Source organism: Pigmentiphaga daeguensis (assembly GCF_039523035.1).
Lineage (GTDB): Bacteria > Pseudomonadota > Gammaproteobacteria > Burkholderiales > Burkholderiaceae_B > Pigmentiphaga > Pigmentiphaga daeguensis.
Genome location: NZ_BAAAEN010000023.1, coordinates 26,830 through 47,244 on the forward strand (window position 1 = coordinate 26,830; position 20,415 = coordinate 47,244).

The 20,415-nt window shown below is 69.5% G+C and carries 18 protein-coding genes; 12 read left to right on the forward strand and 6 right to left on the reverse strand.

Annotated features, from left to right (window positions below):
* Positions 1-82: 82 nt before the first annotated feature.
* The gene (prmB, locus tag ABD104_RS23290; RefSeq protein ID WP_087840607.1) at positions 83-976 is read left to right on the forward strand and encodes a 50S ribosomal protein L3 N(5)-glutamine methyltransferase; all 894 of its coding nucleotides are present in this window, start codon (positions 83-85) and stop codon (positions 974-976) included.
* A gap of 235 nt (positions 977-1,211) precedes the next feature.
* Positions 1,212-3,122 carry an ABC-F family ATP-binding cassette domain-containing protein gene (locus tag ABD104_RS23295; protein ID WP_343928293.1) on the forward strand — a complete coding sequence of 637 codons (1,911 nt, stop codon included), beginning with the start codon at positions 1,212-1,214 and terminating at the stop codon, positions 3,120-3,122.
* Positions 3,123-3,154: 32 nt separating this feature from the next.
* On the opposite strand, the gene ABD104_RS23300 is transcribed toward ABD104_RS23295, so the two are convergent.
* Positions 3,155-4,606, reverse strand: a complete 1,452-nt coding sequence (locus ABD104_RS23300; protein WP_343928294.1) for an NAD-dependent succinate-semialdehyde dehydrogenase — start codon at positions 4,604-4,606, stop codon at positions 3,155-3,157.
* Between the two features lie 170 nt (positions 4,607-4,776).
* Here ABD104_RS23300 and ABD104_RS23305 point away from each other — a divergent pair, with 170 nt between their 5' ends.
* The 4 genes from ABD104_RS23305 to ABD104_RS23320 all read left to right on the forward strand — a co-directional run bounded on the left by ABD104_RS23305 (position 4,777) and on the right by ABD104_RS23320 (position 7,665).
* Entirely contained in the window at positions 4,777-5,172 is a 396-nt protein-coding gene (locus tag ABD104_RS23305; RefSeq protein ID WP_343928295.1) for a RidA family protein, read from the forward strand.
* Positions 5,173-5,200: 28 nt separating this feature from the next.
* On the forward strand, positions 5,201-6,160 hold the full coding sequence (locus ABD104_RS23310) for a Bug family tripartite tricarboxylate transporter substrate binding protein (RefSeq protein ID WP_343928296.1): 960 nt from the start codon (positions 5,201-5,203) through the stop codon (positions 6,158-6,160).
* A 7-nt stretch (positions 6,161-6,167) separates the two neighbouring features.
* Positions 6,168-7,082: an ABC transporter substrate-binding protein gene (locus ABD104_RS23315; RefSeq protein WP_343928297.1), complete on the forward strand. Its 915-nt coding sequence runs from the start codon at positions 6,168-6,170 to the stop codon at positions 7,080-7,082.
* A 61-nt stretch (positions 7,083-7,143) separates the two neighbouring features.
* Positions 7,144-7,665: a MarR family winged helix-turn-helix transcriptional regulator gene (locus ABD104_RS23320; protein ID WP_343928298.1), complete on the forward strand. Its 522-nt coding sequence runs from the start codon at positions 7,144-7,146 to the stop codon at positions 7,663-7,665.
* Positions 7,666-7,669: 4 nt separating this feature from the next.
* Here ABD104_RS23320 and xdhC read toward each other — a convergent pair whose 3' ends face one another.
* From xdhC to xdhA, 3 genes are read right to left on the reverse strand one after another with little or no spacing between them, the layout of a single operon-like run.
* Complete coding sequence (xdhC, locus tag ABD104_RS23325) at positions 7,670-8,512, reverse strand: xanthine dehydrogenase accessory protein XdhC (protein ID WP_343928299.1); 843 nt, start codon at positions 8,510-8,512, stop codon at positions 7,670-7,672.
* Positions 8,509-10,833 (reverse strand): xanthine dehydrogenase molybdopterin binding subunit, encoded by a 2,325-nt coding sequence (gene xdhB, locus ABD104_RS23330; RefSeq protein WP_343928300.1) that lies wholly within the window; start codon positions 10,831-10,833, stop codon positions 8,509-8,511. Before xdhB ends, xdhC begins: the two co-directional genes overlap by 4 nt.
* Positions 10,830-12,431, reverse strand: coding sequence for a xanthine dehydrogenase small subunit (gene xdhA, locus ABD104_RS23335; RefSeq protein WP_132980466.1), 1,602 nt, complete (start codon positions 12,429-12,431; stop codon positions 10,830-10,832). The genes xdhB and xdhA overlap by 4 nt, the downstream gene beginning before the upstream one ends.
* A 142-nt stretch (positions 12,432-12,573) precedes the next feature.
* Here xdhA and ABD104_RS23340 point away from each other — a divergent pair, with 142 nt between their 5' ends.
* Positions 12,574-13,560, forward strand: coding sequence for a LysR family transcriptional regulator (locus tag ABD104_RS23340; protein ID WP_087840598.1), 987 nt, complete (start codon positions 12,574-12,576; stop codon positions 13,558-13,560).
* On the opposite strand, the gene uraH is transcribed toward ABD104_RS23340, so the two are convergent.
* Positions 13,523-13,876: a hydroxyisourate hydrolase gene (gene uraH, locus ABD104_RS23345; RefSeq protein WP_087840597.1), complete on the reverse strand. Its 354-nt coding sequence runs from the start codon at positions 13,874-13,876 to the stop codon at positions 13,523-13,525. The two genes, ABD104_RS23340 and uraH, sit on opposite strands and share 38 nt — an antisense overlap.
* A 170-nt stretch (positions 13,877-14,046) precedes the next feature.
* On the opposite strand from uraH, the gene puuE reads away from it, so the two are divergent.
* Both puuE and uraD read left to right on the forward strand, forming a co-directional pair.
* Positions 14,047-14,988 (forward strand): allantoinase PuuE, encoded by a 942-nt coding sequence (gene puuE / locus ABD104_RS23350; protein WP_087840596.1) that lies wholly within the window; start codon positions 14,047-14,049, stop codon positions 14,986-14,988.
* A gap of 7 nt (positions 14,989-14,995) precedes the next feature.
* Positions 14,996-16,774, forward strand: coding sequence for a 2-oxo-4-hydroxy-4-carboxy-5-ureidoimidazoline decarboxylase (gene uraD / locus ABD104_RS23355; RefSeq protein WP_087840595.1), 1,779 nt, complete (start codon positions 14,996-14,998; stop codon positions 16,772-16,774).
* Here uraD and ABD104_RS23360 read toward each other — a convergent pair.
* Positions 16,764-17,546 (reverse strand): class II glutamine amidotransferase, encoded by a 783-nt coding sequence (locus ABD104_RS23360; RefSeq protein ID WP_087840594.1) that lies wholly within the window; start codon positions 17,544-17,546, stop codon positions 16,764-16,766. The two genes, uraD and ABD104_RS23360, sit on opposite strands and share 11 nt — an antisense overlap.
* A gap of 198 nt (positions 17,547-17,744) precedes the next feature.
* Between ABD104_RS23360 and ABD104_RS23365 the strand changes: the two genes are divergently transcribed.
* Genes ABD104_RS23365 through ABD104_RS23375 form a run of 3 tightly spaced genes read left to right on the forward strand, consistent with a single transcriptional unit; the run spans position 17,745 to position 20,381 of the window.
* Positions 17,745-18,806, forward strand: coding sequence for an ABC transporter substrate-binding protein (locus ABD104_RS23365; RefSeq protein ID WP_087840593.1), 1,062 nt, complete (start codon positions 17,745-17,747; stop codon positions 18,804-18,806).
* Between the two features lies 1 nt (position 18,807).
* Positions 18,808-19,590, forward strand: coding sequence for an ABC transporter ATP-binding protein (locus tag ABD104_RS23370; RefSeq protein WP_087840592.1), 783 nt, complete (start codon positions 18,808-18,810; stop codon positions 19,588-19,590).
* Positions 19,591-19,613: 23 nt separating this feature from the next.
* Entirely contained in the window at positions 19,614-20,381 is a 768-nt protein-coding gene (locus tag ABD104_RS23375) for an ABC transporter permease (RefSeq protein ID WP_087840590.1), read from the forward strand.
* The last annotated feature ends 34 nt before the right edge of the window (positions 20,382-20,415 follow it).

Genomic DNA, 20,415 nt, shown 5'->3' on the forward strand with positions numbered 1-20,415 from the left:
GGCGCTTACGCGCGCGCCCCCGCGGGCGGCGCCGGCGGACCGGCAAGGCCGGATCCCCCGCGCCCTGAATCAGGATACCGATATGCCCACTGCCGATTTCCATTCCCTGCGCACCGTCCGCGACCTGATCCGCTATGCCGTGAGCCGCTTCAATGCCGCCGGCATCGCGCTGGGCCACGGCACGCTCGACGTCTACGACGAAGCCGTCTACCTGGTCCTGCACACGCTGCATCTGCCCATCGACCGGCTCGAGCCCTTCGTCGATGCCGCCGTGCTCGATGGCGAGCGCGAGGCCGTGCTGGCCATCATCGACCGCCGCATCGACGAGCGCCTGCCCGCTCCCTACCTGACCAACGAAGCGTGGCTGCGCGGCCGCCGTTTCTACGTCGACGAGCGGGTCATCGTGCCGCGCTCCTACATCGCCGAGCTGCTGGACGACGGCCTCGCGCCCTGGATCGACGACCCCTACGCCGTGGAATGGGCGCTGGACATGTGCACCGGTTCCGGCTGCCTGGCGATCGCGGCGGCGGAGACGTTCCCGCACGCGCAGGTGGACGCGGTGGACATCTCGAAGGACGCGCTGGACGTGGCCCGCATCAACGTCGACGACTACGGCCTGCAGGATCGCATCGCGCTGCATCAGTCGAATCTGTTCGAGGCGCTGCCGCCCGCGCAGTACGACCTGATCCTGTGCAACCCGCCCTACGTCAATACCGATTCCATGAATGCGCTGCCGGCGGAGTACCGGCACGAGCCCAGTCTGGCGCTGGCCGGGGGCGCGGACGGGATGGACCTGATCCGTCCGCTGCTGGCCCAGGCGGCTGAATTCCTGCAGCCCGACGGGATCCTGGTGCTGGAGCTGGGCCACGAGAAAGCTTATTTCGAGCAGGCCTTTCCCCATATCGACCCCGTATGGCTGAGCACCTCCGGCGGCGACGACAAAGTGTTGCTGCTCAGGCAGGACCAATTAGTATGAAGGCCCCTCCCTACGCGCTGACGCGCGCCCCCTATGGTGGACCCCCAGCCGCTACGCGGCAGCCCCCCATGGGGGCTGGGACCCGCCTTGGGGCGGCCCGGCACCGGGTCCCCGGGGCGAAACCGGCGGACTGGCGGAGCCAGATCCGCGGTTTCCTGGGGTACAACCCGACGGCTGAAGAACGGCGATTTTGCCGAGCTGCACTGGAGAGCGTGCAAACAAGGCGGTTCCCGCGGTGATACGAGCATCAGGCATTACGCTTCGGCGCGGCACCAAGGTGCTGCTGGACGGCGCCGACTTCGTGGTCCATCCCGGCGAGCGCGTCGGCATCGTGGGCCCCAACGGCGCGGGCAAGTCCACGCTGTTCGCGCTGTTGAACGGCCAACTGGAACCTGACGCGGGCAACCTCGACATCCCGGCCGGTTGGCGCATCGCGTCGATCGCGCAGGAAATCCACGACACCGGCCGCGAGGCGCTGGACTTCGTCATCGACGGCGACACGCGCCTGCGCCGCCTGCAGGCCGAGCGCGCCGCGGTCGACGTCGACCGCGATGGCCTGCGCCTGGCCGAGTTGGAAGCGGAACTGGCCGACGCCGGCGCGTTCTCGGCGCAGTCGCGCGCCGAGCAGTTGCTAGTCGGCCTGGGGTTCTCGCAAGAAGAATTCCGTCAGCCGGTGGCGAGTTTCTCGGGCGGCTGGCGCATGCGCCTGAACCTGGCGCGCGCGCTGATGGCGCCGTCCGATCTGCTGCTGCTGGACGAGCCCACCAACCACCTGGACCTGGACGCCATGCTGTGGCTGGAACGCTGGCTGGCGTCCTACCCCGGCACCGTGCTGGTGATCTCGCACGATACCGAGTTCCTGGACGCGGTGGCCCGGACCATCCTGCATTTCGACCAGGGCAAGCTGGTGCGCTATAAGGGCGGCTACGAGGATTTCCTGACCCAGCGCGCCGAGCGGCTGCGGCAGAACCAGATCGCCTACGACAAGCAGCAACGCGAGGCCGCCCACCTGCAGAGCTTCATCGACCGCTTCAAGGCCAAGGCCAGCAAGGCCAAGCAGGCCCAGAGCCGGGTCAAGGCGCTGGCGCGGATGCAGGTATTGGCGCCCATGCGCGCGGCGGCGGGCATCGACATCAGCATCCCCTCGCCCGACCACATGCCCGATCCGCTGCTGTCGCTGGACGGCGTGCGCGCCGGCTATCCGGACGCGCCCATCCTGGACGGCGTCAAGCTGTCGGTGCGCGCCGGTGCGCGGGTGGGCATCCTGGGCGCCAACGGCGCGGGCAAGAGTACGCTGGTCAAGACCCTGGCGGGCGAAATCGAGCCGCTGGGCGGCGAGCGCAAGGAAGCCCGCGGGCTGGCCGTCGGCTACTTCGCCCAGCACCAGCTCGACATGCTGGATGCCGAGGCGACGCCGCTGCTGCACCTGGCCCGCCTCGCCCCCGAGGCGCGCGAACAGGACCTGCGCAACTACCTGGGCGGCTTCGGCTTCTCGGGCGACTTCGCGCTGGCCAAGGTGGGCCCCATGTCGGGCGGCGAGAAGGCCCGCCTGGCGCTGGCGCTGGTGGTCTGGAAAAAACCCAACCTGTTGCTGCTGGACGAACCCAGCAACCACCTGGACGTCGACACGCGCGAGGCACTGACCGAGGCGCTGGCCGAGTTCGAAGGCACCATGCTGCTGGTCTCGCACGACCGGCATCTGTTGCGGACCACCGTCGACAGCTTCTGGATCGTCGCCGACGGCGGCGTGCACGAATTCGACGGCGACCTGGAAGACTACCGCGACTGGCTGGCCAACCGCCAGGGCGGCAACGCGTCCGCCTCGTCCGCCACCGCTGCCTCCGCCGAAGGCGGCGTCGACCGCAAGACCCAGCGGCGGTTGGAAGCCGAGAGCCGGCAGCGCCTGTCCACCCTGCGCAAGCCGTTGGAGACCCGGCTCAGGAAGCTGGAAGAGGACATGCAGAAGCTGGAGGCTCGCAAGCGCGAACTGGACCAGCTCATCGCCGATCCCGGCTTGTACGAGGATGCCCGCCGGGACGAATGTCGCCGCGTGCTGGCCGAACACGGCGACCTGCAGAAGCGGCTGGGCGAGATCGAGGAGGCCTGGCTGGGCGTGCAGGAAGAACTCGACGCCATCCAGGCCTGAGGCGTCCGCGCGGACGCCTGAACGGAACGGCCCTAGACGTTCATCACGCTGACGGCGCGCGTGTTCAGGTACGCCTCGACCGCTTCCGGACCGCCTTCGGAGCCGAAGCCCGAATCCTTGATCCCGCCGAACGGCATCTCGGCCGTCGGAACGGCCGGCATGTTGACGAACAGCATGCCGACCTCGACCTTGCGGGCAATCAGGTCGGCGTTCTTCAGCGAGCTCGTGAAAGCGTAGCCGGCCAGGCCGTACGACAGCCGGTTGGCTTCGGCAATCGCCTCGTCCAACGTGTTGAAGGAGCGGATGGCGGCAACAGGGCCGAAGGGTTCGTCGTTGAAGATGCGGGCATCGAGCGGCACGTCGGCCAGGACGGTCGGCTCCCAGAAATTGCCGACTTCGCCGATGCGCTTGCCGCCGGCCAGCACCTGGGCGCCCCTCTGGACCGCGTCGTCCAGGAAGCCGGACATGGCGGCCAGGCGGCGGGGATTGGCCAAGGGACCCATCTGCGTGCCCTCGGCCAGGCCGTCGGCGACGCGCAGGCCCTTCGCCCACTTCGCCAGCTCGGCGGCAAATTCGGCGCGCACGCTTTCATGGACCAGGAAACGCGTCGGCGAGATGCAGACCTGGCCGGCATTGCGGAACTTGGCGCCGCCCGCGGACTTCACCGCCAGGGCGACGTCCGCGTCCTCGCAGACGATGACCGGCGCATGGCCGCCCAGCTCCATGGTCACGCGCTTCATGTGCTGGCCCGCCAGCCCGGCGAGCTGCTTGCCGACCGCGGTCGAACCCGTGAACGTGATCTTGCGGATGGCCGGATGCGGGATCAGGAAACCCGAGATCTCGGCCGGGTCGCCATACACCAGCCCCAGGACGCCAGGCGGCAGGCCGGCATCCTGGAAGGCGCGGATCAAGGCGGCCGGCGCGGCGGGGGTTTCCTCGGGCGCCTTGACCACCACCGAGCAGCCCGCGGCCAGTGCCGGCGCCAGCTTGCGCACCACCTGGTTGATCGGGAAGTTCCACGGCGTGAACGCCGCCACCGGCCCGACCGGGTCCTTGAGCACCATCTGGCGCTGCGCCAGGCTGCCGCGCGAGGGCACGATGCGGCCGTACACCCGGAAGCCCTCCTCGGCGAACCACTCGATGATGTCGGCGGCAGCCAGCGTCTCGCCCTTGGCTTCGGCCAGCGGCTTGCCGTTCTCCTGGGTCATCAGCGGCGCGATCTCGCCCGCGCGCTCGCGCATCAGCCCGGCGGCCTTGCGCATGATCTCGCTGCGCTTGGCGGCGGTCATGCCGTTCCAGGTCGCGAAGCCCCGCTGCGCCGCCTCGACGGCCTGCTCCAGGTCGGCCCGGCTGGCGTGGGCCACGCGGCCGATTTCCCTGCCGGTCGCGGGGTTGACCACGGCAAGGGTCTTGCCATCGGCGGCATCCCTCCACTTGCCGTCGATGAAGAGCTGGGTATCCGTATACGTCGTAGCCTGTGCCATCTCGATGGGTTCCTTTTGCTTGTCGCGGCAATACCGCCGTCCTGCGCCGATGGACGCAGGCGTACCTTCAAAGCATAAAGCGCAATGTCCGACGCGCCATAAATATCTTTACATTAAGATTCTTAATGATAAGATAACTGCACGTTCCACCCTTCCACAGGACATGCATCGTGCAAGCCAGGATCACTCGCCTAGAAGGCACCCCCTATCAGCAGCAACGCGCCTTTTCGCCCGCCGTCGTCTCGGAAGGCGGGCGCACCATCTGGCTCGCGGGCCAGACCACCACCGAGGACGCGCAGGGCCGCGACATCTCCGGCCAGTTCGAGGCCCAGGTGCGCGCCTGCTTCTCTCTGATCCAGGGAACATTGGCGCGCTGCGATGCGAGCCTGGCCAATCTGGTCTGGATGACGGTATTCATCGACGATCCCCGGCATGGCGACCGCTTCGTCGACATCCGGTCCGAGCTGCTCGGCAGCACCGGCTTTCCCGCCAGTACCCTGATCACGGTGTCGCATTTCGCCCGTCCGGGCATCGTGGTCGAAATCCAGGCCATCGCCGTGGTCTGACCCCACCCCGCCCCTCCAGGAGACTGCCATGTCAGGCCGCGTCTTGCTTGCCCTGTTCGCCGGTTCGCTTTGCCTTGCCGCTCACGCGGATACCTATCCCAGCAGGAACGTCACGCTGGTCGTCACCAGCGGTCCGGGTTCCTCGGCGGACATCCTGTCCCGCATCATCGGCGTGGACCTGTCCCGTCGCCTGGGGCACACCATCGTCGTCGACAATCGGCCGGGCGCGGGCGGCAACATCGCCGGCGAACTGGTCGCCAAGGCGCCCGCCGACGGCCACACGCTGCTGCTGGCCTCCATCAGCACGCACGGCATCAACCCCTGGCTGTATGCGCGCATGCCTTTCGACCCCGTCAAGGACTTCAAGCCCATCGGCACGGTGGCCTCCAACCCCAACGTGCTGGTGGTGGCGGCCAGGTCGCCGATACGCTCCATTCCCGACCTCATTGCCGCGGCCCGCAAGACGCCGGACCTGGCGTACTCGTCCGGCGGCAGCGGCACCTCGCAGCACCTGGCGGGCGAAATGTTCGCGTCGCGGGCCGGCATCAAGCTGATGCACGTGCCCTACAAGAGCGCGCCACAAAGCATGAACGCGGTGCTGGCGGGCGACGTGGCCATGACCTTTCTGAGCGTTCCCGTCGCCGCCGGCCAGATCCAGGCCGGCCAATTGCGCGCGCTGGGCCTGACCTCGGCCCGGCGGCTGGCCAGCCTGCCTGACGTTCCCTCCATCGCCGAACAAGGCCTGCCGGGCTTCGACGTCTCGGCCTGGTTCGGTCTCGTGGCGCCGGCGGGCACGCCGCAGCCCGTGGTCGACCAGCTCAACCGCGCGTTGCAGGAAACCCTGCGCGAGCCGTCGGTGCGCGAAAAACTCGAGGGCCAGGGCATGGAAATCCTGGGCGGCACGCCCGAGGCGTTCGCGCGCCTGATACGCAGCGAGATCGACCGCTGGGGGCCGGTGGTACGCGCCTCCGGCGCCGCCGTCAACTGAGGCCGCCATGGCGATCGATACCCTGCGCGTGGCCGTGTTCGACGGCGGATGGAACCTGCCCCTGTGGGCCGGCATCGACCAGGGCTTCTTCGCAAGCCATGGGGTGCCCATCGAACTGCGTTATGTCGGCGGTTCGGCCGAACTGGTCGAGCGCCTGCTGCGCGACGAAGTCCAGGTCGCCATCGCCGGCATCGACAATCTCGTGGCCTACCAGGAGGGCCATGCCCGCATCCCCGGCACCCGCCCCGACCTGGTGGCCTTCCTGGGCGGCGACCGGGGCTTTCTGAGCCTGGTCGCCGGGTCCGGCATCCGAAGCTACGACGAGCTGCGCGGCCATACCTTGTCGGTGGACGCCCTTTCCACCGGATTCGCCTTCGTGCTGCGCGAACTGCTGGCCACGCACGGCATCTTGCCCGGCGAGGTCGAGATCGTGCCCGCCGGCGGCACCAGCCAGCGCCACGCGGCATTGCTGGCGGGCCGGCATGCGGCCACGCTGCTGCGCACCCCGTACGAATTGCTGGCGCAGGAAGCCGGCTGCCGTATCCTGCCGGGCGCGCACTGGCTGGACGACTACATGGGATCGGCCGCCTTCTGCCAACGCGCCTGGGCGGCCACGTCGGGCGAAACGCTCCGGGCATTCACGCGCGCCTACCGCGCCTCGCTGGACTGGCTGACCAGGCCGGACGCGGGCCCGCGCGCCGCCGCCCTGCTGCGCAGGCACGCGCCCGGCCTCGATCCGACCCTGAGCGAGCGCGCCCTGGACGTGTTGCTGGCCCCCGCCACCGGCCTCATCCGCGATCTGCGGCCCAGCATGACCGGCATCGCCACCGTGCTGGCGCTGCGCAACCGCCACGCTGGCCAGGCCGCGGCGCTAAGCGACCCCGCCCGCTATGTGGACCTGAGCTACCTGCCGCCGGCGTGAACCGGCCGCGCGGCTCGTGATAGAGTTCGACGCAATCGAAACGGCGTCGAGAATCAGTCCCTTGCCCCCTGCGTCCCCCCCTCCTCCGCGGCGCGACTCCGTCCAGCAACTGCTGGACGACTGGAAGCGCGAACGCCCCGATCTCGATCCCTGGCCACTGGGCATCATCGGCCGCCTGTCGCGCCTGTCCACGCACATGGTGCGGCATGCCGAGGAATGGCTGGCGCCCATGGGGCTGAGCTGGGAGACCTTCAGCCTGATCGTCACCCTGCGCCGCTGCGGCCCGAAATACGCGCTCAAGCCTTCGGACCTGATCAAGGTGTCGCTGCTGACCTCGGGCGCCGTCACCAACCGCATCGACCGCGTACAGGAGCGCGGCCTGGTGGTGCGCGAACCGGACCCCAACGATCGCCGCGGCGTGATCGTGCGGCTCACGCCCGAAGGCAAGGCGCTGGCCGACGAGGCCATCGCCCGCCACTTCGAGGCGATGGCGGAACTGCTGCGGCCCCTCGGCCGCCAGGAGGCGGACAAGCTGGCCGCCATGCTGAGCACGCTGCTGTTCGCCATCGAGGCGGGCGACTAGGGCCTCAAGCCCGCACCTCCGCCGCCTGGGCGGCCAGCAGCAGTTGCGCCGCCACCGAGACCGCGATGATGCCCGGCAGCTTGCCCTCGACCGCCGGCAGCCCGACCGGACACACCAGCGATTCGATGCTTGCCTCGGCCATGCCCCGCGCGCGCAGGCGCCGCTCGAAGGTCACGCGCTTGGTGGCCGAGCCGATCAGCCCGCAATAAGCGGCATCGCCGCGCGCGAGCACCGCACGCACGATGTCGAAGTCCAGCGCGTGGCTGTGGGTCATGACCAGGTGCATGGCGCCGGGCGCGGCATCGGCGACCTCGGCCGCGAGGTCGTCGGCATGCACGGTTTCGACCTGTCCTGGCAGCAGCAGGGGAAAGACGTTCTCGCGGGTATCCAGCCACCGGATCCGGAACGGCAGCGGCAGCATCACGTGCACCAGCGCCCGCGCCACGTGTCCGGCGCCATACAGCCAGAGCTGGTGCGGCCGTGCCTCCAGCCCTTGCAGCAGCGGCAGGACATCGCCAGCGTCCGCCAGCACCGAGAAGCGCAGGTCGACGCTGCCGCCGCAGCATTGGCCCAGCGAGGGACCGAGCGCGAAGCGGCGCGTGCGCGCGGCCACGGAGCCCTCCTCGGCCTCCCGCAGCAGCGACCGCGCATGCGCGATGGCCTCGTATTCCAGGTGGCCGCCACCTATGGTGCCGGCGAAGTCTTCGGCGCCGACCAGCAGCGCCGCGTCGGTGCCGCGCGGAACGCTGCCGCGCGCCTCCAGCACGCGGACCAGGCACACCGACCGGCCGCGCGCCGCGCGGGCGAAGTCGGCCAGCCCCTGGGGCAGCAGCGCGGCGGGAGTCATTGCTCCATGGCCCGCAGCACGGCCTCGGGCGTGGCGGGCGCCGACAGGGGCACGAGCGGACCACGCCCCTGTTCCCGCCGGGCCGCCGCCACCGCGTCGCGTATGGCGAAGAAAGCGGCGAAGCCCAGCATGAAAGGCGGTTCGCCCACGGCCTTGGAGCCGTAGACATTGTCCTCGCGGTTGGGCTCGGGCCAGAGTTCGACATGGAAGTCGGCGGGCACGTCGCCCGAAGTCGGGATCTTGTAGGTGGAGGGCGCATGCGTGGCCAGCGCGCCGTCCGGCTTCCAGACCAGTTCCTCCGAAGTCAGCCAGCCCACGCCCTGCACGAACCCGCCTTCGATCTGGCCGAGGTCGATCGCCGGATTGATGGAGCGACCCACGTCGTGCAGGATGTCCACGCGCAGCACGCGCGTCTCGCCGGTCAGGGTGTCGACCGCGACCTCGGTGGCCGCCGCGCCGTAGGCGAAGTAGTAGAACGGACGGCCGCGCATGGTCTTGTGATCGTAGTGGATCTTGGGCGTAGCGTAGTAGCCGTCCGACCACAGCGACACGCGGGCGGCGTAGGCCGCCTTGGCCACGGCCGCGAAATCCAGCTCGGCGCCCGGCACGAGCACCTTGCCGCCGCGTATCGATACCTGGCCCACGTCCAGGCCGCGCGTGCCGGCCACATGGGCGCGCAGGCGGTCGCGCACTTCGCGCGCGGCGAACTCGGCCGCCCTGCCGTTCAGGTCGGTGCCGCTGGAGGCGGCGGTGGCCGAGGCATTGGGCACCCGGCCAGTGTCGGTGGCGGTGATCCGCACCCACGCCAGCGGCACGCCCAGGGTATCGGCCACGACCTGGCACACCTTGGTATGCAGCCCCTGCCCCATCTCGGTCCCGCCGTGGTTCACCGTGACGGAGCCGTCGGTATAGACGTTCACCAGCGCGCCGGCCTGGTTGAACATCGTGGCCGTGAACGAGATGCCGAATTTCACGGGCGTCAGGGCCAGGCCGCGCTTGATCACCGGGCTGGCGGCATTCCAGCGCGCGATGGCCTCGCGCCGCCTGGCGTAGCCGCAATCGGCCGCCAGCCGCTCGATCAGTTCGGGCAGGATGTTGTCGGTGACCTGCATGCCGTAGGGCGTGCGGTCACGCGGCGCATCGCCGTACAGGTTGATCCGGCGCACGGCCAGCGGGTCCAGGCCGAGATGGCGCGCGATGTCGTCCAGGGCGGCCTCGATCATGCCCACGCCCTGCGGGCCGCCGAAGCCGCGGAACGCCGTATGGGACTGGGTATGGGTCTTGCAGCGATAGCTGTGGATGGCGGCGGCCGGCAGGTAGTAGGCGTTGTCGGCATGGAAGATGGCCCGGTCGGCGATCGGCCCCGACAGGTCGGCCGAAAAGCCGCAGGCCGCCGCCTGCGTCAGGTCGATGGCCAGGACGCGCCCCTGGCCGTCGAAGCCCACCGTCCAGCGTCCGAGGAAGGGATGGCGCTTGCCGGTGATCAGGAAGTCATCGTCGCGGTCGAGCCGCATCTTGCACGGCGCGCCGGCGACGCGCGCCGCCACCGCCGCCCACACCGCGATGTGGCCGGCCTGGGTTTCCTTGCCGCCGAATCCGCCTCCCATGCGGCGGCATTCGACCTGCACCGAATGGGCCGGCACGCCCAGTGCGTCGGCCACCCAGTGCTGTACCTCGCCCGGATGCTGGGTCGACGACAGCACCTTCATCGTGCCGTCCTCGCCCGGCATGGCCAGCGCGATCTGCCCTTCCAGGTAGAACTGCTCCTGTCCGCCCACCGCGAACTCGCCGTGCAGCCGGTGCGGCGCGGCGGCCATCGCAGCCTCGACGTCGCCCTCGACCAGGTGCACGGGAGGCAGCACCCAGGACTCGGCTTCCAGCGCCTGGGCTATCGTCAGGATGGCCGGCAGCGGCTCGACCTCCATCCGTACCGCTCGCGCGGCCACGCGCGCCGCCTTGGCGCCCGTGGCGATGACCAGCGCCACCGGCTGGCCCAGGTATTCGATCAGGTCCGCGGGCAGGATGGGTTCGTCGTGTCCCGCGCCCACCACGTTGGCCGCGGGCAGGTCGGCGGCGGTCACGACGCGGCGCACGCCGGGCATCGCCAGGGCGGCCGAGGCGTCTACGTTCATCAGCCGCCCGTGCGCGACCTTGGACAGCACGGGGGCGACGAACAGGGTGCCGCGCGGCTCGGGCACGTCATCCACGTACAGCGCGCGGCCGCTGACGTGCAGGTGCGCCGCCTCGTGCGGCGCGGCGACGCCGCAGGCCTGCGGCTCGGCCTCGATGTTCAGGATGCCGGGATGGTCGGGTGCGTTCATGGTTGTATCGCCGCAAGTTCGCCCAGGCGCGTGGCCGGCGCCTGCCGCGCCAGTTGCAGGCAGGACCGCAGCAGCAGGTTGGCGGCGGCCTGGCGCCGGTAGGCCGCGCTGGCGCGCAGGTCGTCCAGGGGATCGAATTCATCGTGCATGGCCTGCCAGGCCGCCCGCATGCCGGCGCTGTCCCGCAGGGTCGCGGCGGGCACGTCCACCCGCAGGCCCAGCAGCGCCTGCTCGGTCCGCACGGCACGGCTGGATACCGCGGCCATGCCGCCCACGCCCACGCCGGCGGCGACGATGCGGCCCCGTTCCACGCGCAGCGCCGTGGCCACGGCCACGGCGCTGATGTCCTGCTCCACCCGCTTGGACAGCTTCCATGCATGGACCGAGACGTCGGCGCCGAGCAGGGGCACGCGCACGGCACGGATGAACTCCCCCGGACGCAGGTCGTTCTTCTGGTAGCCGTGATAGAAATCGGTCAGCGGCAGGATCCGCTCCTGGCCCTGCCGGTGCAGCACGACCGAGCCGCCCAGCGCGATCAGCAGCGGCGCGGTGTCGCCGATGGGCGAGCCGTTCGCGACGTTGCCGACCAGCGTGGCGCTGTTGCGTACCGGCACCGACGCGAAGCGGTCGAAGTAATCGATACAGGCGGCAAAGTGCGGCGCCAGCGCCCGCCAGGCGTCCTCGACGGTGACGGCCGCGCCGATCTCCAGGCACGGGAGCTCGCGCCCCCAGCGCGACGATGCCAGCGCATCCCGGCCGATGCGATCGATCGCGGCCAGCCCGGACACGCCGCCTATCCACAACACGTCGCCCAAGGCGCGATGATGCTTGGTGACCCACAGACCGACGTCGGTCGCGCCGGCCACGATGCGGCTGTCCGGATGGGTCGCGCGCAGCGCCGCCAGTTGCGCCAGCGTGCGCGGCGCCAGGAAGCGCCCGCGCGCATGGCCGTCGAACCCTCCGGCTGCTTCCCCCGGCGTCCAGGCCTGCGGTCCGGGCGCCACCCGGACCAGCCGCTCGCGCATCGCGTCGGCCGTCTCGCCCTGCCAGTCCGGCCCGCACATCGCCTGTGCCGCATCCAGGATGGGCCGGTACCCCGTGCACCGGCACAGGTTGCCCGACAGGGCCCGCACCGCGTCCTCGCGGCCGACTGCCGCATCGTCCGCCAAGCGCCGGCCCTCGTACATCGCATACAGCGACATCACGATGCCCGGGGTGCAGAAGCCGCATTGCGAACCATGGTGCGTCACCATGGCCGTCTGCACGGGATGCAGCGCATCCGGTTCGCCGATGTCGCCGGCGGTCGCCAGCAGCTTGCCGTCCAGCGCCGCCACCGGCTGGATGCAGGCGTTGATGGCGCGCACGCGAGGGTTGCCGGCGCCGTCCAGATCGGTCACCGCCACGGTGCAGGCGCCGCAGTCGCCCTCGGCGCAGCCTTCCTTGGCGGCATGGCAGCCCGCCTCCTCCCTCAGCCACTCCAGCACCGTGAAGGCGGGAGGCAGGCCTTCCAGTTCGACCAGCTTGCGGCCATGCCAGAAACGCACGGGGCGCACCCGCAGCTCGGGCGGCGTATCGGGGGAGGAAGGATCGGAAGCCATGTCACTCTGCCAGGAGTACGCCCGCCGCGCCCGTCATGGGACGCCGGGACCATATCGGAAACATACGCGCCCTGGCCGGGGTTGTCATCTTCGGTGGAAGATGAGCATTATTCATTATCGTGAATGAACTCCCGGAGCCGCCATGCCCGCCTCCCCGCCCGCCGCAGCCTCCGGCGGCACCGGCCTGTCCCGCCTCAGCCTGACCGACATCCAGGCCTTCGTCACGCTGCTGGATACGCTGCACGTCTCGCGCGCCGCGATACGGCTGGGCATGGGCCAGCCCCAGCTGTCGGGCCGCCTGGCCCGGCTGCGCCGCCTGACCGGCGACCTGCTGTTCGTGCGCGGACCGGGCGGCGTCGTGCCCACCGCCACCGCCCTGTCGCTGGAAGCGCCCGCGCGGGAAATGCTGGCGCAGGCCGAGCACTTCCTGGCGCCGCCCGACGAGTTCGACCCGCGCAAGGCGCACGGCACCCTGCACCTGGCCGCGCCGGACTATCTCGATCCCATGCTGTTGCCGCGGCTGGCGGGCCGGCTGCGCGCGGCCGCGCCCGCCCTGGCGCTGAGCGTGCATCCGCTGACGGACGACCTGGACTACGCGCAGAAACTGGGCGACGGCCGCCTGGACCTGGTGATCGCCAACTGGCCCGACCCGCCGGCGCAGTTGCACCGGTTGCCGCTGATGGAGGACGAACTGGTGGTGATGATGGGCAGCCACCATCCCCTGGCGCGCCGCAGCCTGACCGCGCAGGCCTACCTGCAGGCGCGCCACGCGGCGCCGACCGCGATGCGGCCAGGCCTGCGCAGCACGGTCGACGCCATGCTCGCGCGGCAGGGGCACGCGCGCCACATCGCGCTCGAGTGCCCCGTGTTCAGCCTGATTCCCTATGTGCTGACGCAGACCGACCTGCTGCTGACCACCGGCAGGCGCTTCACCGACTTCTTCGCCAGCTCGCTGCCGGTCACGGTGATGCCGCTGCCCATCCCGTTGCCGTCATTGCAGTACTACCTGCTGTGGCACCCGCGCGCCCGTCGCGACGGGCCCGTGCGCTGGCTGCGCGAGCAGATCGCCGCCAGCGTGCGCGCCCCGGCCGTCAGCTCCCCCGATACGTACTCCAGCTCCAGGGGCTGACCAGCAGCGGCACGTGGTAGTGCTGGCCGGGCTGGGCGATGCCGAAGTCGAGCGCGACGCGGTCGACGAAGCGGGGTTCGGGCAACGCCAGGCCTCGCGCGGCGAAATAATCGCCGGCCTCGAACACCAGGCGATAGGCGGCGGCGACGAGCTCGTCGCCTTCGAGCAGGGCGCCGTCGACGCGCCCGTCGGCATTGGTGGACAGTTGCCGGAGCAGGACCGCCTGGCCGTCATCCATGCGGAAGAGTTCTATCCTCATGCCCGCGGCCGGGCAGCCATGGGCGGTATCGAGAACGTGGGTGGTCAGCTTTCCCATGGGGATCCTTTGGTGGAACGCGATGGCGCGGCAAGCGCCATCCGGCGCGCCGACAAAAGTGTATATAGTTTCGCTAGCGGCCACATCCCCGCGCACGGCCCCGCCGCCCGGCATGGGAGAATGTCCATGCGTGTCCGTTCCGTTTCCACTCCTGATTCGTTGCCCGCGCCATGACAGCATACCCCCGCGACATGATCGGCTACGGCCGCCATCTTCCCGACGCACGCTGGCCCAATCGCGCCCGCGTCGCCGTGCAGTTCGTCCTGAACTACGAGGAAGGCGCCGAGAACCACGTCCTGCACGGCGACCCCGCCTCCGAGCAGTTCCTGTCCGAGATCGTGGGCGCGGCCGCCTACCCGGCCCGGCACATGAGCATGGACTCCATCTACGAATACGGCTCGCGCGCGGGGGTCTGGCGCATCCTGAACGAGTTCGAGCGGCGGCGCCTGCCGCTCACGGTATTCGGCTGCGCCATGGCGCTCGAGCGCAACCTGGAGGCCACGGCGGCGTTCCTGGAACATGGCCACGAAATCGCCTGCCACGGCTGGCGCTGGATCCACTACCAGAACGTGGACGAAGCCACCGAGCGCGAGCACATGCACCGCGGCACGGAGATCCTGCGCAGGCTGACCGACGGCGCCTGGCCCCTGGGGTGGTACACGGGGCGCGACAGTCCCAACACGCGCCGCCTGCTGGTCGAGCAAGGCGACTACCTGTACGACAGCGACTACTACGGCGACGACCTGCCCTTCTGGACCGAAGTCGAAACCTCGTCCGGCGCGCGCAAGCCCCACCTGATCGTCCCCTACACGCTGGACGCCAACGACATGCGCTTCGCGACGCCGCAGGGATTCAACACCGCCGGCCATTTCTTCGACTACCTGCGCGATACCTTCGACGTGCTGTACACGGAAGGCGCCGACAAGCCGCGCATGATGTCGGTGGGCATGCATTGCCGGCTGCTGGGCCGGCCCGGCCGCTTCACCGCCCTGCAGCGCTTCCTGGATCACGTCGAGAAGCACCAGGACGTCTGGGTGTGCCGCCGCGTCGACATCGCCCGCCACTGGAAGCAAGAACATCCGTACACGCCGGCTGCCGGCTCCGCCTCCTGATCCCGCCATGACCTCCTCGCTCACGCTCGACGTCCTGAATACTGCCGACCCCGTCCGCTTCGTCCAGTTCCTGGACGGGCTGTACGAGCACAGCCCCTGGGTGCTGGAGCGGACCGCCGCGCGGCGGCCGTTCGCCTCGGCCGCCGCGCTCAAGTACGCGCTGGCGCAGACCGTGCGGCAGGCCAGCCGGGACGAACAGCTGGCGCTGATCCGTGCCCATCCCGAGCTGGCCGGCCGCGCCGCCGTGGCGGGCCAGCTGACCGAGGATTCGGCCGGCGAACAGGCGCGCGCCGGACTCACCCAGTGTTCGCCCGAGGAGTTCGAACTGCTGCAGCAATTGAACGCGGCCTACAACAGCCGCTTCGGATTCCCGTTCATCATCGCCGTGCGGGGGCCCACCGGCGCCGGCCTGAGCCGCTACGACATCATCGCCGCCCTGGAACGCCGGCTGCGCCACGCGCCCGACCAGGAGTTCGCCGAAGCCCTGCGGCAAATCGACCGGATCGCCGAGATCCGTCTGGCGGACCGGCTCTCGCTCGCCCGGCCCTATGGCGATGCCGTCATGGACTGGGCCGAGACGCTGGCCAGCTACTCCGATTCCCCCGACCATCTGACCTGCACCTACCTGTCCGCCGCCCACCGCGCGGTGGCGGCCCGCCTCCAGAGCTGGATGCTAGAAGCCGGGTTCGACTCCGTCTACCAGGACGCGGCCGGCAACGTCGTGGGCCGCTACCGTGCCGCTCCCACCGTGGCCGAGCCGCAGCTGGTGGCCACCGGCAGCCATTACGACACGGTCCGCAACGGCGGAAAATACGACGGCCGCCTGGGAGTCCTGCTGCCCATCGCCGTCGTGGCCGACCTGAAACGGCGCAACCGCCGCCTGCCCTTCGACCTGGACGTGGTGGCCTTCGCCGAGGAGGAAGGCGTGCGCTACGGCAGCACCTTCCTGGGTTCGTCGGCCTACATCGGCCGCTTCGACCCCAGCGTGCTGGATGCGCTGGACGCCTCCGACATCAGCATGCGCGAGGCCATGCAGCTCGCGGGCCTCGATCCGGAACAACTGGGCAAGGCGGCGGCCGAGGCGGCGCGCCTGCGGCACTACTTCGAGATCCACATCGAACAGGGGCCGGTGCTGCTGGAACGCAACCTGCCGGTGGGCGTGGTCACCTCCATCGCCGGCAGCGTGCGGCGGCTCATGACCCTGGGCGGCGTCGCCAGCCACGCCGGCACCACACCCATGGACATGCGCCGCGACGCCGCCTGCGCCGCGGCCGAGATCGTGCTGGCGGTGGAACGGCGCTGCGCGCAGGTGCCGTCGCTGGTCGGCACGGTGGGGATATTGAACGTGCCCCACGGCTCGATAAACGTCATTCCCGGCGCCTGCACCCTGTCGCTGGACCTGCGCGCCGCCGACAACGCCGTGCGCGACGCGGCGCTGGCCGACATCGAGCGGGAGATATCGGCCATCTGCTCGCGGCGCGGCATCACGGTCACGACCGAGGAACTGATGCGCGCCGCCGCCGCGCCCTGCGCCCGGGAGCAGATGGCCATGTGGTCGCGCGCCATCGCCGAACGCGGCCTGCCCGCCTTCGAACTGCCGTCGGGCGCCGGCCACGATGCGATGAAGCTGGCCGAGGCCACGTCCATCACCATGCTGTTCACCCGCTGCGGCAACGGCGGCATCAGCCACAACCCGCTGGAGACCATGACGGCCGACGATGCCCAGCTGGCCGGCGAACTGATGCTGGACTTTCTGGAACAGATGGCGGCGGCCCTCAGCCGCTGACCAGGCGCGCCAACACCGGCGCACCGTCGACGAACACCATCAGCTCGCCCGGTTCGAAGCGGCGCCAGACTTCGTTCGTGGTCAGGGGCTCGGTCACGATGACCGCGACCCGGTCGTCAGGCGTGGTCACCTGGGCGAAATCCACGCTGACCTCGTCGTCCGACAGGCTGGCGGTGGCGAAGGGGTGCTGGCGCACCAGGTAGTGCAGGCGCGTGGAGCAATGGACGTACAGCGCCTCGCCGTCCGACAGCATGAAATTGAAGGTGCCGTGCTGGGCGACCCCGGCGCTCAGCTCGCCCAGCGCATCGGCCAGGGCCTCGACGCCCGGGTGGCAGGCGAAGCGCGCCCGCAGGGATTGCAGCATCCAGCAGAAGGCCCGCTCGCTGTCCGTGTCGCCCACCGGCCGGTAGGGGCCGTCCAGCGTGGGAAGATAGTTCACCAGGTCGCCGTTGTGCGCGAACACCCAGTAGCGCCCCCACAGTTCGCGTACGAACGGATGGCAGTTCTCCAGCGCGACGCGCCCCACCGTCGCCTTGCGGATGTGCGCGATCACGTTCCGCGACTTGATCGGATAGTGCCGGATCAGGTCCGCCACCGGAGACAGCAGGGCCGGTTCGTGGTCCACGAAGTGGCGCACTCCCGCTCCCTCGAAGAAGGCGATGCCCCAGCCGTCGACGTGCTCGCCGGTGCGGCCGGCCCGTGTGGCGAAGCCGGTGAAGCTGAACACGATGTCGGTCGGCGTGTTGCCGTTCATGCCTAGCAATTGGCACATGGGGAACCTTCGCGGTGCAGGAAAGCAGGCATGGATCCTGCTTTTGATACGGGTGGAAACCGATGCGCCCCAATCTGGGGAAACGCCGCACCAATGCGGGTTTACCTCGCATTGTTGAGGCGCAAAACCGGGATGTATTCTCCCCACAAAACCCAGGACGGCACAACCGTCCCCCACTCACCTGAGGAAACCCCCAGCATGAAGACGACACTTCGCACTCCGGGTCGCCGTGCCGTGCTCGCCGGCCTGGCGCTGTCCCTGGCCACGGCATGGGCCGCTCCCGCCGCCCACGCCCAGGATACCAAGATACGCTTCCAGCTCGACTGGCGGTTCGAGGGGCCGAGTGCGATTTTCCTGGTCGCGGCCAAGAAGGGGTATTTCAAGCAGGAGAAGCTGGACGTGACCATCGACGCCGGCAGCGGCTCGGGCGCGGCGGTGAACCGGGTGGCCTCGGGTTCGTACGAAATGGGTTTCGCCGACCTGGCAGCGCTGATGGAATTCCAGGGTAACAATCCCGGCGCTCCCAACCAGCCCACCGGCGTCATGATGATCTACAACAACACGCCGGCGGCGGTGTTCTCGCTCAAGAAAAGCGGCATCAAGACACCCAAGGACCTCGAAGGCAGGAAGCTCGGCTCTCCCTCGTTCGACGGCGGCCGCCGCTCCTTCCCCATCTTCGCCCAGGCCAACAAGATCGACGACGCCAAGGTCACCTGGGTCAGCATGGACCCCGCCCTGCGCGAGACCATGCTGGCGCGCGGCGACGTCGACGCCATCACCGGCTTCTACTTCACCTCGCTGCTGAACCTGAACGCGCGCGGCGTCAAGGACCAGGACATCGCCATCATGTCCTATCCCGAATACGGCGTGAAGCTGTACGGCAACGCCATCATCGCCGACCGCAACTTCGCCAGGAACCACCCCGAGGCCGTCAAGGGCTTCCTGCGCGCGGTGGCCAAGGCCACGCGCGACGTGCTGGCCGACCCCGCCGCCTCGATCGCCACCGTCAAGGAACGCGACGGCATCATCGATGCGCCGCTGGAGCTCAAGCGCCTGCGGCTGGCGATCCAGACCGCCATCGACACGCCCGACGCGCGCGCCGACGGATTCGGCGATATCGACCCCGCCCGCATGGCGCTGATGGCCGCCCAGGTCACCCGCACCTACGGCACCAAGACCTCGGTCAATCCCGAGGCGGCGTTCGACCGTTCGTTCCTGCCGGAGAAATCGTTGACGGCTTCCGTGCTTCGCGGCAAGTGACATGGCGGCCTTCGTCGATTTCCAGCGGGTCTCGCTGGCCTACACCGCCGCGCTGGAGCGGGCGGGCGAATACGCGGTCGAGGACATCAGCCTCTCGATGGACAAGGGCGAGTTCGTCGCCATCGTCGGCCCTTCGGGTTGCGGCAAGTCCACCTTCATGAAGCTGACGACCGGCCTGAAATCGCCCACCCGCGGCACCGTGACCGTGGGCGGCGCCAAGGTCACCGGGCCCCTCAAGATCGTGGGCATGGCGTTCCAGGCCCCCAACCTGCTGCCCTGGCGCACCACGCTCGACAACATCCTGCTGCCGCTGGAGATCGTCGAGCCCTATCGTTCCAGCTTCCGGGCCCGCCGCGCCGAATACACCGAACGCGCGCGGGCGCTGCTGGCGACCGTCGGGCTGGACGGCTACGAGCACAAGTTCCCCTGGGAGCTGTCGGGCGGCATGCAGCAGCGCGCGTCGCTGTGCCGGGCGCTCATCCACGAACCCGAGATGCTCATGCTGGACGAGCCCTTCGGCGCGCTGGACGCGTTCACGCGCGAGGAGTTGTGGTGCGTGCTGCGCGATCTCTGGAGCGCCCGCCGCTTCAACGTGGTGCTGGTCACCCACGACCTGCGCGAAGCCGTGTTCCTGGCCGACACGGTGTACGTGATGAGCAAGCGCCCCGGCCGCATCCTGTCCCGCCGGGACATCGAGCTGCCGCGCCCCCGGGAACTCGAGACCACCTATTCCGACGACTTCAACGCCCTGGTGCTCGAACTGCGCACCCAGATCGGACATTGAGCCTCCACCCGCCGACTCGCCCGATGAACAACAAATTCGCCGAACGTCTTGCCCCGATCGCCTTGCTGGTCGCCGTCATCATCCTCTGGGAAATCATCTGCCGGGTCTTCGAGGTCTCGGAATTCATCTTTCCCAGCCCCTCCCAGATCCTGCAGGCCACCATCGACTACGCGCCCGTGATCGCGATGCATGCCTGGCGCACCTTCTGGGTCACGATGGCGGGCTTCGGCATCTCCATCGCGGTGGGCGTGGTCCTGGGCTTCGTCATCGGCAGCTCGCGGCTCGCCTACACGGCCGTCTATCCCCTGATGACGGCCTTCAACGCGTTGCCCAAGGCGGCGTTCGTGCCCGTGCTGGTGGTGTGGTTCGGCATCGGTATCGGCCCCGCCGTGCTGACGGCCTTCCTGATCTCGTTCTTTCCCATCATGGTCAACATCGCCACCGGGCTCGCCACGCTCGAACCCGAACTCGAGGACGTGCTGCGGGTGCTGGGCGCCAAGCGCATGGACGTGCTGCTCAAGGTCGGACTTCCCCGGTCGCTGCCGTATTTCTATGCGTCGCTGAAGGTCGCGATCACGCTGGCCTTCGTCGGCTCGACGGTGTCCGAGATGGCCGCCTCGAACGAGGGGATCGGCTACCTGCTGGTATCGGCCGGCTCGGCCATGAAAATGCCGCTGGCCTTCTCCGGCCTGATGGTGATAGGCGTGATGGCCATGGCCATGTACGAGCTGTTCGCGCTGGTGGAAAAACGCACCACGGCCTGGGCCCACCGGGGCAACCAGGGCACTTGAGGCCATGCCGGCGGCCCCGTCTCCGAATTGAGAC